Source organism: Paenibacillus sp. FSL R10-2796 (assembly GCF_037965315.1).
GTDB lineage: Bacteria > Bacillota > Bacilli > Paenibacillales > Paenibacillaceae > Paenibacillus_AQ > Paenibacillus_AQ odorifer.
Genome location: NZ_CP150178.1, coordinates 1843987 through 1858172, shown reverse-complemented (window position 1 = coordinate 1858172; position 14186 = coordinate 1843987). Strand labels below are relative to the sequence as shown.

The window sequence follows — 14186 nt, the reverse complement described above, 5'->3', positions numbered from 1 at the left end:
ACTACATTTGAGTTAGATGACTAGATTCAGCTCAATATAGTAGGTTTTGTATAGTAGGTTCAGTTAAAGTAATCTCGGTTTGACTAAGTTCCGCTAGAATAATATTATTCGACCTACCTTTTTGAAATTGCCCAAAACCGTCCCCCATTCTCCACTATTCACTGGCTATCGACCTGTGATTTTTTTATTTAATTGTATTTCATGCAACTATTTAACTCTTATCCCACTAAAAGTCCATTTAGTTGTACTTTCTACAACTAAAAAAGGAAACATTAGGTAGTTAGGCGTAAATGATCAAATTTAGATGTACAAAGTGCAGTTAACTCTTACTTTTCCTAAAACTACTGAAGTTTAACTGCACAAAATGCAATTAAAACTGAGTTCGAGATGAGGCTGACTGGATTGCGACTTAGTTACATTGACTTAGCCGCCTAGCTATAACATTGCGAATTAGCAACATTGACTTAGCGGCCTAGCTACAACATTGCGACTTAGTTGCATTGACTTAGCGACCTAGCCACAACATCACGACTTAGCAACATTATATAGCGGCTCAACTAGAGTGACATATTGCTCCCTCTTCACTGCCTTCCCTCACCTAGCAAATGTGCAGGCCGAGCGCCTTGCCCATAGGCATCAAAAGAGATCATTCCATCGTCACCCTGACTTCGACACCCCAGCTTCAACCCGAGACGGCAAATCATTGACTTTAAATCCATTATCCATTATCCTTCACAACAACCTTTCACAGAAATGTCGGAGAGCGTTCTTTTGTTCCCTAACAAATCACCATTTACCGCATATAGCTTACGAAATCCCTGCTTATAAAGAATTCGCGCGGCTTTATTTCTTTTGTAGTAACTTCCTGCAAGAATTAGAACCGAGTCGCCCGGAGATAGACAGTGCTGCCAGACATAGGGTAATCGCCCCAGCGAAATATTTATCGAACCACGGATACTGTCCTTCTGGTAATCAACGGCATCCCTGACATCGAGCATTTTCATAGCCAATGATTGATCCGCTAATTCGCGAACCTCACGTACTTCTATATAAGTAAGTGAACGAACAGGCCAAGCATAACGCAAAAACCTCACAATACTAAAGACAATTAAAATACTCAGTAGGATCCGAACCATCATGCTCATATCATTACTCCCGTACCAAAAAATCATCCGTCCAAGCGCCTAATCCACCCGTCATGTTCACAACGTTATACCCCTTTTCACTCAGCAGCTCACAAGCCAGTCCACTACGGCCACCACTTAAGCACATCACAATTATCTCTCCATGAGAATCCAGTTCATCTGTGCGCATCAATAGCTGTCCAAGCGGGATATGTTTAGCACCCATTACATGTCCCTCCACCCATTCGGCGGGTTCGCGTATATCCAACATGGTAAGAGTCTCGCCATTCTTCAAGCGTTCCGCCACTTGCTGTGGGGTAATTTCCTTTGAAATTTTAAAAGACATCGAGCATCTCTCCTTCACCTTTATAAAAATAACTTGATTTTCATATCACTATATCATAATATTACGATATAAGGATATTGTAAAGCGAGGTGTTCGTTACCATGGACAAAAATTTCAAAGCCTATAACCAAACCGCCGAAACCTTAAAGGCTATAGCTCATCCCGTGCGCTTGTGCATCATCAAAGGACTTCTGGAAAAAGGCAGCTGCAACGTTAGCTTCATGCAGGACTGTCTCGATCTTCCACAATCTACGGTGTCCCAGCATTTACAGAAGCTTAGATCACTAGGCATCGTTGAAACCGAACGTAATGGGCTGGAGATTAACTATTCTGTTAAAGACGAAAAAGTCAAACATCTGATTCAGTTATTTTTAGGGGAGGAATAAGTCATCATGAGTAAAAAAGTATTAATTGTTGGCGGTGTTGCAGGAGGCGCGTCAGCAGCCGCCCGACTTCGGAGATTAGATGAAGATGCGCATATTGTAATGTTTGAGCGTGATCCGTACATTTCTTTTGCCAATTGCGGACTTCCTTATTATATCGGTGGGTCCATTCAGGACCGCTCCAAGCTGCTGGTGCAGACACCGGAGGCGATGCACAAACGTTTTAACATCGATGTTCGGATTCAAAGTGAAGTCGTGTCTATCGACCCCGTGAACAAAAAAGTGCGAGTAGAAAGCATAGAAAAAGGCTCCTATGAAGAGAGCTATGATGCGCTTATTTTATCGCCAGGTGCTAAACCGATTCGTCCGAATCTGCCCGGTATCGAGAGTTCCCAAATACACATGTTGCGTAACATTCCCGACACTGACAAAGTCAAAGCTAAAGTCGCTGCGGAAGGCACACGTTCGGCCGTGGTGATCGGTGGTGGATTTATCGGTGTGGAAATGGCTGAGAACCTTAGAGAAGCTGGTCTGGAAGTTTCCTTAATTGAAGCAGGACCACAAATATTAGCTCCATTCGATACTGAAATGTCTTCTATTTTGGCAAAAGAACTCGACGAGCATGGTGTTAATCTTATTTTTTCCGATATGGTCCAAGGGTTTGCTGAGGTGGGAGAACAAATACAGGTGCAATTAGCAAGTGGCACTATACTGCAAAGTGATATGGTTCTGCTGGCTATCGGCGTTTCTCCGGATACCTCTTTTCTGAAGGACAGTGGCTTAGAATTCGGTCCCCGCGGCCATATTTTAGTCAATGAGCGGATGGAGACTAATCTGGATCAAGTGTTCGCTGTAGGTGACGCGGTTGAGGTGGTTGATTTCGTAAACGGAACAAAAACCGCTATTCCACTAGCTGGTCCTGCCAATAAGCAAGGGCGGATCGCTGCGGACAACGTCAGTGGTCTCGGCACAACTTACAAAGGATCACAAGGGACTTCTATTATAAAGGTTTTTGGAGTCACAGGTGCTTCTACCGGAAATAACGAAAAAACATTACAACGTTTGGGTCTGCCGTATCACGTGATTTATATACATCCAAGCTCACACGCAACCTATTATCCGGGGGCAACCCCGATATCTATGAAACTGATTTTTGATCCAAAAGGTACGGTGCTAGGAGCACAAGCTGTAGGTTACAGTGGTGTAGACAAACGTATCGACGATATCGCTACAGTTATTCGTTTTAGAGGTACGGTCACTGATTTGACGGAGTTGGAGCTATCTTATGCCCCTCCTTATTCTTCCGCTAAAGATCCGGTGAATATGGCTGGCTTTGCCGCTGAAAATATTTTGCATGGTTTGACTACGGTATTCGTCCCTAAGGATTTAGAAGGTCGTGACAAAAACAATACCATTTTAGTTGACGTACGTTCGGAAATCGAACATGCTAATGGTCATATTGAAGGGTCCATTAACATCCCTGTGGATGATCTGCGTGGTCGGCTAAGCGAGCTTGACTCTAGTAAAGAAATTTGGGTGTATTGCCAAGTTGGACTCAGAGGCTACACCGCTTCCCGGATTTTACAGCAAAAAGGTTACCGTGTGAAGAATCTGACCGGCGGTTATAAAACCTATCAGATGAGCCAATTTACACCTAAAAAAAAAGATAACTTGACGCCAAACGTTGGTACACCAGCAGCCAGTAAAGAAATCGCAGCAACGGGAGCAATGACGGAGACTGAGACTGGTATTGGAACTGGAACTGGAACTGGAACTGGAACTGGAACTGGGACAGAGACTGGAACTGGCACAGTTACACCAACCGTTAACGCTACAGCTTTCACAACACCTGATTCCGTGCTTGATGCCTGCGGACTGTGCTGCCCAGGGCCGCTGATCCAAGTTAAAATGAGCATGGACCCGCTCTTGGACGGGCAAGTCCTGAAGGTCACTGCTTCCGATCCCGGATTTTATGAGGATATCAAGGCTTGGGCTCGTATGTCCAACAATACGCTTTTGCAGCTAACAAAGCTGCCTACTGGCATGATCGAAGCTTATCTGCGCAAAGGAGTTATCGAGACTTCAGCATCAGCACCAACCGGAGCAGGCGCACAAGTAATTCAAACTAGCAATGCAAGCACAATGGTTGTTTTTAGCGGGGATTTGGATAAAGCGATCGCTTCCTTCATCATTGCCAACGGAGCAGCATCCAGCGGCAAAAAAGTCACAATGTTCTTTACCTTCTGGGGCCTCAATATTATCCGCAAGGATGAGAAGGTGCCTGTGAACAAAAACTTTATCGGAAAAATGTTCGGTGCCATGATGCCACGCGGCAGCCGGAAGCTGACGCTTTCAAATATGAACATGATGGGCATGGGCTCGAAGATGATCCGCTCTCTAATGAAGAGCAAAAATATCTCTTCCTTGGAAGAATTGATTCAGATGGCTATCGACCAAGGTGTGGAAATCGTCGCCTGCCAAATGTCCATGGATCTTATGGGCATCACTCGTGAAGAACTGATTGACGGTGTCGGAATCGGCGGCGTTGGTTACTATCTCGGCCAAGCCGATCAGTCGGGTCATAATCTATTTATCTAAATACCTTAACGCCGCAAAGAGACTCCTCTATTTAAATAGAAGAGTCTCTTTTTTATATAAAAATGAACTCACGAGAATCGGTGATATAGATTTGAATAACCAAAATGCAGAAATTGGCTGGATCTGGATACAGAATCTAAAACCTGCTATCCTATTTAATAGGCATTCATCCGAACAACGACCTATTTCAGGTAAAAAAAGGAGATTAAATGAATAACCCGATACATATTCTTGTTGCTGAGGACGACAGCGACATCAACCGATTGCTGTGCAACATTATTAAGAAAAGCGGCTATATTCCCCAACCTGCTTACTCGGGAACGGAGGCACTTCTCTATCTGGAGCAACGTCAATGGAGCATGCTGCTACTGGATCTGATGCTGCCAGGCATGTCAGGTGAGGAACTACTTGAGAAGATTGCCGGGCGGGATGATATGCCGGTAATTATCATTTCTGCCAAGGGTGAGCCCCAGACCAAGGTGTCTGCCCTGCGGGCGGGGGCGGATGATTTCATTACGAAACCCTTCGACGTTGAGGAAGTCTCTGCACGGATCGATTCTCATCTGCGTTTGTATTCGCGGATTACGCAATCGGCTTTGCCTAACGTGCTCCAGCATCAGGGTCTTGTACTTCATCGAGAGGCGATGTCGATTACGGCAAATGGTGTGGAACTGACGCTCACAGCTCTAGAGTTTGAAATTCTCTCGTTACTTTTGTCAGCCCCCAAAAAGGTGTTTACGAAAGCGAATTTGTATGAAAGAGTCTGGCACGAGCCATATTACGGGGACGATAATACGGTCAATGTCCATATGAGCAACTTGCGCAGCAAGCTAACCAAGGCCGCACCAGGAAGCGAATTTATCGAGACGGTATGGGGCATAGGTTATCGGCTCAAGCCTTAAGACATTCTTAAGATTTGGCTTTAGCTCTTCTTATGTTTTCAATTCTATACTTGGTCTATCACGAAAAGGAGGCCAAGACGAGATGTACGAGTATGTATTAAAAACAAATCAGCTATCCAAAAAGTTCAAGGGCCATACAGCGCTGGACAAAGTCAATTTGTCAATCCGTAAAGGCTCTATTTATGGTTTTATTGGACAAAATGGAGCCGGAAAATCAACATTAATCCGGATTGTGACCGGACTTGCTTTTCCGACTCAGGGGACGATCGAGCTGTTCGGAGCCAGTGAAGAGCAAGCCCTGATCCAGGCTCGTAAGCGAATCGGCTCGATTATCGAGAGTCCCGCTTTATTCCCCCATATGACTGCGAGTGAAAATTTAGAAGCAAACCGGATTCTACGTGGTATTCCCGGCAAAGATTGTGTTCCTAGAATGCTAGAGCAAGTTGGACTGCAGGGCGCCGGAAAGAAGAAAGCCAAAAATTTCTCACTTGGAATGAAGCAGCGGTTAGGTCTTGCCATCGCCTTACTGGGAGATCCAGAATTTCTGATTCTGGACGAGCCAACTAATGGGTTGGATCCGATGGGTGTCGTCGAAATGCGCGAACTGCTCAAGCGACTAAACCGTGAGCTAGGCATTACGATAATGATCTCAAGTCATATTCTAAGTGAGCTGCATTTAATGGCAAGTCATTATGGCATTATTCACCACGGTCAGTTGCTTGAACAACTCACTGCGGAGGAATTAAACGAGAAATGTCAGCAGTATTTATTTATCAAAGTGGATGATCCGGGCAAGGCAACAGCCGTCATTCAGAACGAGCTGGGTACGGCCGATTTCGAAGTGATGCAGGATGGAACCATCAAGTTGTATAGCCGTATTGAGCAGCCAGGCAAAGTATCAACTGCTTTATTCTCTGCGGGCCTCGAGATCGAGAAGTTTATGCCTATGGGTGAAGACTTGGAAAGTTATTTTACAAAGCGGATTGGGGGGAACCCAAATGTATAATCTGATCAGAGTGGAGTTTTTCAAGCTCCGAAAGAATAGATCATTTTGGACTTTTCTATTGGCACTTTCCGTCCTCTCGCTTGCGTACCCTTTGCTATATTATTTTGATCATCGTTCCAATGGGGAACCTCAGATCACCGGCGCTGAATTTCTGACTACCTTTATTTCAAGCAATGCCTACATTATTAAATTCGGCGTAGCCATTCTGGCTGGATTCTTTATCTCTAACGAATATTCCACAGGGGTCATGAAGACGATCGCCTCTTCGGGCAACACCAGAGGCCGGCTGTTCGCAGCAAAACTAATCGTATTCGCAGTTGGAGCCATGGCGATTTCGCTCGTCTTTCCTATTGTCAGCACAGTCGAAGTCACGCTGCTTTCGGGCTTCGGTCATCTGCCGGAAGGAAGCACTACACTTTTCATACCGCGAGCTCTCGGGCTAACGTTATTGTACACGGCTGGTTACGCAGCCATTGGGGCGCTGTTCACCGTAATCCTAACCGACAGCGGCAAAACTATCGGCTTCTCAATGATTTTCTTCCTTATGATCGATACGGTTTTGGCTAGTATAGGTTCGAAGATCTCTTTCTTTAGTAATTTGTACGATTATTCCATCTTCAAACGGGTGAGCGATATCGGTAAGCTCAGTATCGACAGTGGAGATTGGCCAGCACTTCTACTCGTGCCGTTGTTGACAATAGCCGTTTCCGGGGTACTCGGTATTCTCGTATTCCACCGAAAAGAAATCAAATAGCAAATGGGGGGTGCAGGAGAGTGTTGCTTATTCTGACAATCATATTGTTTGCGGCAGGAGCTCTCCTGCTTTTCCATTTTTTAATGTTAAGGCGAGAACTAGGGCGGATAACAGAGCAATTGCATACCTACAACGAGCGAGCATCCGGTAAAAAAATTGATGTGGCTCTATTCGACCAGAAGCTTGAGGCGCTTGCGGGACAAATCAATCGTCAATCTGATTTAATCGTCGAAGCGGAAGCCCAGCGAAAACGTGTCGAACAAGAATTCCGTCAGGCTGTGGCGAATATTTCACATGATATCCGTACACCCCTCACCTCCATCTTCGGTTATATTCAACTGTTGGAGGATGAGTCTATTACCCCTGATGAAAAGCTTGAATATGTTGCCATCGTTAAAAATCGGACGAAACGGCTGCAGGCGCTGCTGAATGATTTTTTTGAGCTTTCCTTGATCGAATCGCTAGATTATCCTCTACATACGGAAAAGCTTGGGATGACGGCCCTGCTCTCGGAAATTCTGGTCGGATTTTACGATTCTTTCAACGAACGCAATATTACACCGGATATACGGCTACCTGAAGAAAATGTATCCGTATACGCCGATGAATCCGCTGTGCGGAGAGTTGTCGAGAATTTACTTGTCAATACGGTCAAACACGCGACCGGGTATGTAGAAATCCATTTCGAACGACGGCGGGAAACAGCTGACTTAACGATAGTAAACGATGCGAAGGAACTAGTCGGAAGCGATGTTAACCTCTTATTTGACCGATTCTATACCGCAGACCGTACCCGATCTTCTCAAGCTTCCGGGCTGGGTCTCTCCATCGCCAAAAGTCTAATGAATAAAATGGGTGGCACGCTGACAGCCGAACTGGAGGGTGAGAAGCTGATAATGACCTGCCGTTGGAAACTAGGCGATGCTGGCATTAGCTTGGCTACTTAATTCATTTTATAGTTGGTCTAGACTAACCATTGTTCTAACCCGTTTATGGAAGGTAGCTCATTCCCGATAGCCAATGGCCTTCAGGTTTTTCCGGACTTCTTCGAACTGATCTCCCACCCGTTCAGGTTCATGGTTCTGAACAAAACTTTATCGAGAAATTATTCAATAAAAGGGTCTCTGAATTTACGAAGCAACCTCCCGGCTATGAATTATATTTAAAAACACTTATGTTTAAGCTGCTTATTTATACTTATCGCCACCAGGAAGCTCGTGCCTTGTTAATCAATACTGCCTTTAAAGTAGCCAAGATAGCTGAAAATTTTGGATTTGATAATATGACTCACTTTGGTCGGGTATTTAAGGAAATCACCGGGCTTTCTCCACTAAAATACCGCCAGACTTATAAGATAGAAAGTCCATGATGTATCTACGAAAAAGGAGCAGCTGCAATCTTTTTTATTACAATATCTAAACCAAAAAGACTCCTCTATTTATATAGAAGAGTCTTTTTTTTTGTTACGACAGGCTAACGGATTATGTTTAAAATCTAACTCAGCAAGTTTAGGCTTGCTTCTTCAAGCGAGGGTATAAGAAATTTATAATCGATTGGTGATGACATCACGATCAGAATCGTGTAAGTACCGTATTTGTCACATTGATTTCCGAACTCCTCGAGGGCTCGTGTAGAGTCGGTTACTACCTTCAATAAGTAGTTGTGTTCCCCACTTATACGGTAACATTCGACGACATCAGGACTTGAGCGGCAGAAATCAAGGAATGCATTACAATCCCTAGAATGAAATAACATGTAGGCAGCTGCTTGTTTCCCAATCTTTTCAGGAGAAATTATGGTGCGATATTCGCTGATGATGCCTTTTTCCTCCATACGCCTAACTCTCTCCGTAACCGCAGGTTGCGATAAACCGACACATTTGCCCAGCTCTGTCATAGAAATTCTTGCTTGATTTTGAAGATGGAAAAGAATTTGCTTATCAACATGGTCCATCAAAATCGCCTCCTTTAAATTTAAGGTTTTCTATATTAACTAGATTGTAATTAACCGTTATAAAGCTAATTTAGCTTAGTTGCCTTATGTAATCAAGATAACTTGTTATATATAATAACCCTACAATAGTAAAGTGTTCTTGACTTTAACTATTCCGAAGGGATGAAGACCGTTGAGTATATTGGATTCAAATAAAATAATTACAGAATGTTTATCAGGTCGCATCGATAGAGTAATCGATCGAACCCTCGCTGACAAGCGCTTGGTCGGTGCTGTCATTAAAGTGGCGATAGATGGGGAACTGGTTTATAGCCGTGCTGCCGGTTTTGCCGACCGCGAGCTAGGCCGACTTATGCGAGAAGATGCCTTATTCCGGCTCGCTTCAGTTACTAAACCTATCGTTTCAACGGCAGCCCTAGTATTAGTTGCGCAAGGTCGTCTACAACTGGACGACCGCGTTGATCGTTGGCTTCCAGAGTTTCAGCCGCGTTTGCAGAATGGCGAGTTCGCTTCCTTGACGATTCGTCATTTGATGACGCACACCGCGGGCCTGTCTTACCGATTTTTCCAAGAAGAGAAGGGTTCCTATCAGTCAGCAGGGGTATCAGATGGTATGGATCAGTCCGGCATCACATTGGAAGAGAACCTGCGCCGTCTTGCCTCTGTCCCCCTCCTTTATACGCCAGGTACCGAGTGGAAATATTCCATCGCGACAGATGTGCTGGGAGCAGTAATTGCAAAGGTCACAGAAACACCGCTCAGTGAGGCTGTACATTCACTCGTGACCAAGCCGCTTGGCATGAGCGACACGGGTTTTATTGCAGTCGATCGAGAACGGCTGGCCACTTCCTATGCCAATGATACTCCAGAGCCACGGCCCTTACTTGATCCTGACAGTATTGCCTTTGTGGAGGGAACGGCTGGGTTCCTGCTTGCCCCTAGCCGAGCACTTGACACTACTGCCTATCCTTCTGGAGGAGCTGGCATGGTCGGCAGCGCCGGAGATTTTTTGCAACTGCTGGAAACATTACGTAAGGGCGGAGCGCCGCTGCTACCGGAGTCACTGGTTCACGATATGACGACCAACCAGATCGATGATCTGCCAATGGCCTTCTGGCCAGGACGAGGCTTTGGCCTAGGCATCACGGTACTAAAGGATCCTGTCGCTGCAGACACTCCAGAATCTCCGGGTACTTGGCGCATGGGGGGTACTTATGGTCATTCGTGGTTCGTAGATCCCAAGCAACGCCTCAGTGTCGTCGCTTTCACTAATACCGCATTGGAAGGCATGTCGGGTCAGTTTACTGTAGACCTTTGTGATGCCATTTATGATAGACGTAATAAATAGAGCATGAACACAAGAAGCCTGGGTCGGAATGAACCAGCCTAGGCTCTCTGTCCAGTAGACCCTATTCGTCGTCTATATCATTGAGTTTGCTAAAATTATATAAGAGAGGGGCTTCTCTATGAGCCAAAACACATCTTCTGCCACACAAAGTGCCCCCAGCACTCCCTCTTCTGAACGTCTGCCATGGGCTGGATTACTCGCCTTAGCTATGACGGGGTTTATCTGTATTCTTACCGAAACGATTCCGGCAGGCTTGTTGCTCCAAATAGGTGAGGGGCTTGGTGTCTCCGAGGCCCTTGCCGGTCAACTTGTCACTTTGTATGCTCTTGGTTCCCTGTTGGCCGCGATTCCCTTAACTACCGTGACGCGTGGATGGCGGCGGCGACCACTGCTACTAATGTGCATCCTTGGTTTTCTCATATTCAACACCGTCACCACTTTTTCTTCCAATTATATACTTACGCTAACAGCTCGGTTCTTCGCCGGCGTATCCGCTGGAGTCTTATGGGGCATGATAGCAGGTTACGCCCGGCGCATGGTGCCGGAGTCACTCAAGGGACGAGCAATGGCGGTAGCGATGGTTGGCACACCTCTCGCTCTGGCACTCGGTGTCCCTGCTGGAACCCTTCTTGGCACCCTTGTAGGCTGGCGCTCTATCTTCGGGTTCATGTCGCTATTAGCTCTCATGCTGATCGCTTGGGTATTTTGGAAGCTACCGGACTATCCAGGAGAAGCCCCTGAAAAACGGCTCCCTCTCTACAAGGTTTTTGTTATTCCGGGGGTACGGCCGGTATTGTTTGTCGTTCTGGTATGGGTACTAGCACACAACATCTTGTATACCTATATTGCCCCCTATCTTACTCAGGCCGGGCTAACCCAGCGGGTTGACTTGGTGTTGCTTGTTTTCGGCATTACAGCGCTTGTTGGCATCTGGGTCATCGGTATTTTGATCGACCGCAAACTGCGTCCATTGGTTCTGATCAGCCTAGCTGCTTTTGCCTTGTCATCCATTGTACTAGGCATTAGTAGCAGCCAGCCCATAGTGATCTATTTAGTGGTTGGTGTATGGGGGTTGACGTTCGGAGGAGCAGCTACTTTGCTACAGACAGCCGTTGCCGAAACCGCTGGCGAAAGTGCAGATGTGGCCCAATCGATGCTGGTGACGGCATGGAACCTAGCTATTGGCGGTGGCGGAGTGATAGGCGGAATTCTTATTGAAACACTTGGTGTCCGCTCCTTCCCGTGGGTAATGTTTATACTATTGATTCTTGCGCTGCTAGTAGCGTGGCGCGCTAAAGATTACGGATTTCCTTCAAGGAAACGTTGAGGCACACCTATCGAGTTAATGGGTAAGTGTCCAGACAAGAAATTTACACAAATAAGGCCAGTGGTGCATATTAGATAGGACTAATATGTGCCACTGGCTTACTTCTACTTAGTAGCCAATGTATTAAATTCTTGCAGATCCTTGGCTAAATCTTCTTCCGTGTATTTCCCTTGGCCGAAACCGATCATTGCCCGCAGCGGCATATATTTCATCATCGCCATGTACATTTCCGGGTTATCGTCCATCGCACCTTCTAAGCCAAAAACACTGCTGAATTTCTTCACTTTTTCCGCTGTCCGTGGATTATCCAGCAAATCACCAATAGTACTATTCCGATGATAACGCATCGTAAGCGGATTGGTCGATTCCACTCCGATACAAGTTGTCAGACGAATATCCCGCGATGATGAGCCAATAGCAATTTCAAAATTTCCACTTTCCACATACCAATCACCAATGTTAACGTTGTAATAAGCAAAGGAGCGTTTATCTAACTCAAAGGTTACCTCCTGCTCTTCTTCAGGCTGAAGCTCTAGCTTCTTGAAGCCTTTTAGTTCCTTCAGTGGACGGATCACGCTGCTCTCCACATCACTAACATAGAGCTGAACGATTTCTTTTCCTGCGCGAGTGCCCGTATTTTTAACAGTAGCCTTAACCTGAATAGTCTCGGTGTCCTTTATGCTGCTCTTGGAAATTGTTAAATGACTGTATTGAAACTCTGTGTAGCTGAGACCAAAGCCGAAAGGAAACAGCGGTTTTATCTCTTTTTTATCATAATAACGATAACCTACGAACAAACCTTCCTTATACTCTACCTTATCCCCTTCCCCCGGGAAATTAAGAAAGGATGGATTGTCGCTCAGCTTCATGGGGAATGTCTCTGCCAGTTTACCGCTTGGGCTGACCTCTCCAAACAATAAATCTGCTACGGCACCCCCAAACGCCTGCCCACCTAGATAACCCTCAAGGACTCCTTTTGTTTTATCAATCCAAGGCATCTCTACAGGTGAGCCATTACTGAGTACAACAACGATATTACTCTGCACCTCAGCTACCACATCGATCAGCGCTTTATGGCTCTCTGGAAGAGACAAGTGGCTGCGATCATAACCCTCTGACTCATAATTATCCGGCAGTCCAAGGAACAACACCGCTACATCACCTTTTGCCGCTGTTTCTCGTGCCTCTTGCAGCAAAACCTCATTAATCTCATCATGCTCCAGTTCATATCCTTGGGCATATAGCAGCTCAGCAGACCCCGCAAGACCTCTCATCTCTTCAAAAGCATCATCCAATTGAGTTGGATTCACATGCGAGCTTCCCCCACCTTGATAACGCGGATTTTTAGCAAATTCCCCAATGATCGCAATAGTACCTTGTTTAGATAAGGGTAGAACTTCCTCCTCATTTCTAAGAAGCACCATGCTTTCCCGCGCCACTTTCCGTGCCAGTTGGTGATGCTCTTCAGCATTAAATGAAGTATTATCTTTACGATTGTCTACCGCCTTAAAAATAAAAGTGAGCAGCCGCTCCACCGCAAGGTCTAACGTTTCTTCAGCTAGTTCCCCACCTTGCACCGCTGCGACAATCTTGGCATCGCCAAGTCCTCCCGTTGACGGCATTTCCAGCTCCAGCCCTGCTTGCAGCGCCTTCACTCGCTCATTGACCGCACCCCAATCCGAAACTACAAATCCTTCGAAACCCCATTCATCTCTAAGAATCCGCGTTAGAAGCGTTTCACTCTCAGAAGCGTATTCACCGTTAACCCGGTTGTAAGAACACATTACGCTCCAAGGTTGACTGTACTTAACTGCACCTTCAAAGCTAGCCAGATAAATCTCCCGCAGCGTCCGTTCATCAATAACCGCATCTACCGACATTCTCCGGTGTTCCTGATTATTGGCGGCAAAATGCTTAAGCGAGGTGCCGACTCCTTCGCTTTGCACACCTTTGATATGGTTCCCCCCCATCTCCGCAGAAAGATAAGGGTCTTCCGAGAAATATTCAAAGTTACGACCGTTCAGTGGAGAGCGTTTAATATTCGTCCCCGGTCCCAACAGAACAGCAACGTTTTCTGCCTGGCACTCCTTACCAAGCGCCTTCCCCACTCGCTCAATTAGTTCCCGATCCCACGAAGAAGCCAACCCTGCTGCTGAAGGAAAACAAGTTGCGGGAACACTGTTATGAAGCCCGAGGTGATCGGCACTCTCTTTTTGCTTGCGTAAACCATGGGGTCCGTCCGTTACCATCAAAGAAGGGATTCCGAGTCGTTCAATCCCCTTGGTATGCCAGAAATCAAGCCCTGAACAGAGTCCCGCTTTCTCCTCAAGGGTCAATTGTGATATGAGTTCATGAATTTTGGTTTTCATAAAAATGCCTCCTCTGAATGTATACTATCCCCATTTTAATATACTTCATGCTTGATTTATGGCATTATTATTGTGT

At 45.9% G+C, this 14186-nt stretch carries 14 protein-coding genes; 9 read left to right on the top strand and 5 right to left on the bottom strand.

Translation table 11 applies throughout. From position 1 onward, the window contains the following. Positions 1 to 581: 581 nt before the first annotated feature. From NST58_RS08445 to NST58_RS08435, 3 genes are read right to left on the bottom strand one after another with little or no spacing between them, the layout of a single operon-like run. Complete coding sequence (locus tag NST58_RS08445) at positions 582 to 719, bottom strand: hypothetical protein (RefSeq protein WP_339247285.1); 138 nt, start codon at positions 717 to 719, stop codon at positions 582 to 584. A 6-nt stretch (positions 720 to 725) separates the two neighbouring features. Then, complete coding sequence (locus tag NST58_RS08440) at positions 726 to 1145, bottom strand: rhodanese-like domain-containing protein (RefSeq protein WP_076185312.1); 420 nt, start codon at positions 1143 to 1145, stop codon at positions 726 to 728. Positions 1146 to 1149: 4 nt separating this feature from the next. After that, positions 1150 to 1470, bottom strand: a complete 321-nt coding sequence (locus NST58_RS08435; RefSeq protein WP_076185313.1) for a rhodanese-like domain-containing protein — start codon at positions 1468 to 1470, stop codon at positions 1150 to 1152. Between the two features lie 101 nt (positions 1471 to 1571). On the opposite strand from NST58_RS08435, the gene NST58_RS08430 reads away from it, so the two are divergent. From NST58_RS08430 to NST58_RS08400, 7 genes are all read left to right on the top strand, one after another. After that, positions 1572 to 1856 (top strand): metalloregulator ArsR/SmtB family transcription factor, encoded by a 285-nt coding sequence (locus NST58_RS08430; protein WP_339247282.1) that lies wholly within the window; start codon positions 1572 to 1574, stop codon positions 1854 to 1856. A gap of 6 nt (positions 1857 to 1862) precedes the next feature. Then, positions 1863 to 4451 (top strand): FAD-dependent oxidoreductase, encoded by a 2589-nt coding sequence (locus tag NST58_RS08425; RefSeq protein ID WP_339247279.1) that lies wholly within the window; start codon positions 1863 to 1865, stop codon positions 4449 to 4451. 209 nt (positions 4452 to 4660) lie between these two features. Beyond that, positions 4661 to 5353, top strand: a complete 693-nt coding sequence (locus tag NST58_RS08420; RefSeq protein WP_076282298.1) for a response regulator transcription factor — start codon at positions 4661 to 4663, stop codon at positions 5351 to 5353. A gap of 82 nt (positions 5354 to 5435) precedes the next feature. Then, complete coding sequence (locus tag NST58_RS08415; protein ID WP_076279587.1) at positions 5436 to 6359, top strand: ABC transporter ATP-binding protein; 924 nt, start codon at positions 5436 to 5438, stop codon at positions 6357 to 6359. Further along, positions 6352 to 7113, top strand: coding sequence for an ABC transporter permease (locus NST58_RS08410; RefSeq protein ID WP_076279586.1), 762 nt, complete (start codon positions 6352 to 6354; stop codon positions 7111 to 7113). Before NST58_RS08415 ends, NST58_RS08410 begins: the two co-directional genes overlap by 8 nt. A 20-nt stretch (positions 7114 to 7133) precedes the next feature. Further along, a complete protein-coding gene (locus NST58_RS08405) occupies positions 7134 to 8060 on the top strand; it encodes a HAMP domain-containing sensor histidine kinase (protein WP_339247276.1) in 927 nt (308 codons plus the stop codon). Between the two features lie 227 nt (positions 8061 to 8287). Next, positions 8288 to 8482: a helix-turn-helix domain-containing protein gene (locus tag NST58_RS08400; RefSeq protein WP_076279585.1), complete on the top strand. Its 195-nt coding sequence runs from the start codon at positions 8288 to 8290 to the stop codon at positions 8480 to 8482. 125 nt (positions 8483 to 8607) lie between these two features. Here the strand turns inward: NST58_RS08400 and NST58_RS08395 are convergent, their stop codons facing one another. Then, a complete protein-coding gene (locus tag NST58_RS08395; protein ID WP_076279584.1) occupies positions 8608 to 9066 on the bottom strand; it encodes an Lrp/AsnC family transcriptional regulator in 459 nt (152 codons plus the stop codon). Between the two features lie 172 nt (positions 9067 to 9238). Here NST58_RS08395 and NST58_RS08390 point away from each other — a divergent pair, with 172 nt between their 5' ends. Next, positions 9239 to 10414 carry a serine hydrolase domain-containing protein gene (locus NST58_RS08390; protein WP_254848798.1) on the top strand — a complete coding sequence of 392 codons (1176 nt, stop codon included), beginning with the start codon at positions 9239 to 9241 and terminating at the stop codon, positions 10412 to 10414. 118 nt (positions 10415 to 10532) lie between these two features. Continuing rightward, on the top strand, positions 10533 to 11741 hold the full coding sequence (locus NST58_RS08385) for an MFS transporter (RefSeq protein WP_076279583.1): 1209 nt from the start codon (positions 10533 to 10535) through the stop codon (positions 11739 to 11741). 104 nt (positions 11742 to 11845) lie between these two features. On the opposite strand, the gene NST58_RS08380 is transcribed toward NST58_RS08385, so the two are convergent. Beyond that, positions 11846 to 14110: a glycoside hydrolase family 3 C-terminal domain-containing protein gene (locus NST58_RS08380; RefSeq protein WP_076279582.1), complete on the bottom strand. Its 2265-nt coding sequence runs from the start codon at positions 14108 to 14110 to the stop codon at positions 11846 to 11848. Between the last annotated feature and the right edge of the window lie 76 nt (positions 14111 to 14186).

What these genes read in the sequence shown, in the direction of transcription:
- NST58_RS08445 (WP_339247285.1), bottom strand. Translation starts at nt 719, where the DNA reads ATGGATTTAAAGTCAATGATTTGCCGTCTCGGGTTGAAGCTGGGGTGT.
- NST58_RS08440 (WP_076185312.1), bottom strand. Translation starts at nt 1,145, where the DNA reads ATGAGCATGATGGTTCGGATCCTACTGAGTATTTTAATTGTCTTTAGT.
- NST58_RS08435 (WP_076185313.1), bottom strand. Translation starts at nt 1,470, where the DNA reads ATGTCTTTTAAAATTTCAAAGGAAATTACCCCACAGCAAGTGGCGGAA.
- NST58_RS08430 (WP_339247282.1), top strand. Translation starts at nt 1,572, where the DNA reads ATGGACAAAAATTTCAAAGCCTATAACCAAACCGCCGAAACCTTAAAG.
- NST58_RS08425 (WP_339247279.1), top strand. Translation starts at nt 1,863, where the DNA reads ATGAGTAAAAAAGTATTAATTGTTGGCGGTGTTGCAGGAGGCGCGTCA.
- NST58_RS08420 (WP_076282298.1), top strand. Translation starts at nt 4,661, where the DNA reads ATGAATAACCCGATACATATTCTTGTTGCTGAGGACGACAGCGACATC.
- NST58_RS08415 (WP_076279587.1), top strand. Translation starts at nt 5,436, where the DNA reads ATGTACGAGTATGTATTAAAAACAAATCAGCTATCCAAAAAGTTCAAG.
- NST58_RS08410 (WP_076279586.1), top strand. Translation starts at nt 6,352, where the DNA reads ATGTATAATCTGATCAGAGTGGAGTTTTTCAAGCTCCGAAAGAATAGA.
- NST58_RS08400 (WP_076279585.1), top strand. Translation starts at nt 8,288, where the DNA reads ATGTTTAAGCTGCTTATTTATACTTATCGCCACCAGGAAGCTCGTGCC.
- NST58_RS08395 (WP_076279584.1), bottom strand. Translation starts at nt 9,066, where the DNA reads ATGGACCATGTTGATAAGCAAATTCTTTTCCATCTTCAAAATCAAGCA.
- NST58_RS08385 (WP_076279583.1), top strand. Translation starts at nt 10,533, where the DNA reads ATGAGCCAAAACACATCTTCTGCCACACAAAGTGCCCCCAGCACTCCC.
- NST58_RS08380 (WP_076279582.1), bottom strand. Translation starts at nt 14,110, where the DNA reads ATGAAAACCAAAATTCATGAACTCATATCACAATTGACCCTTGAGGAG.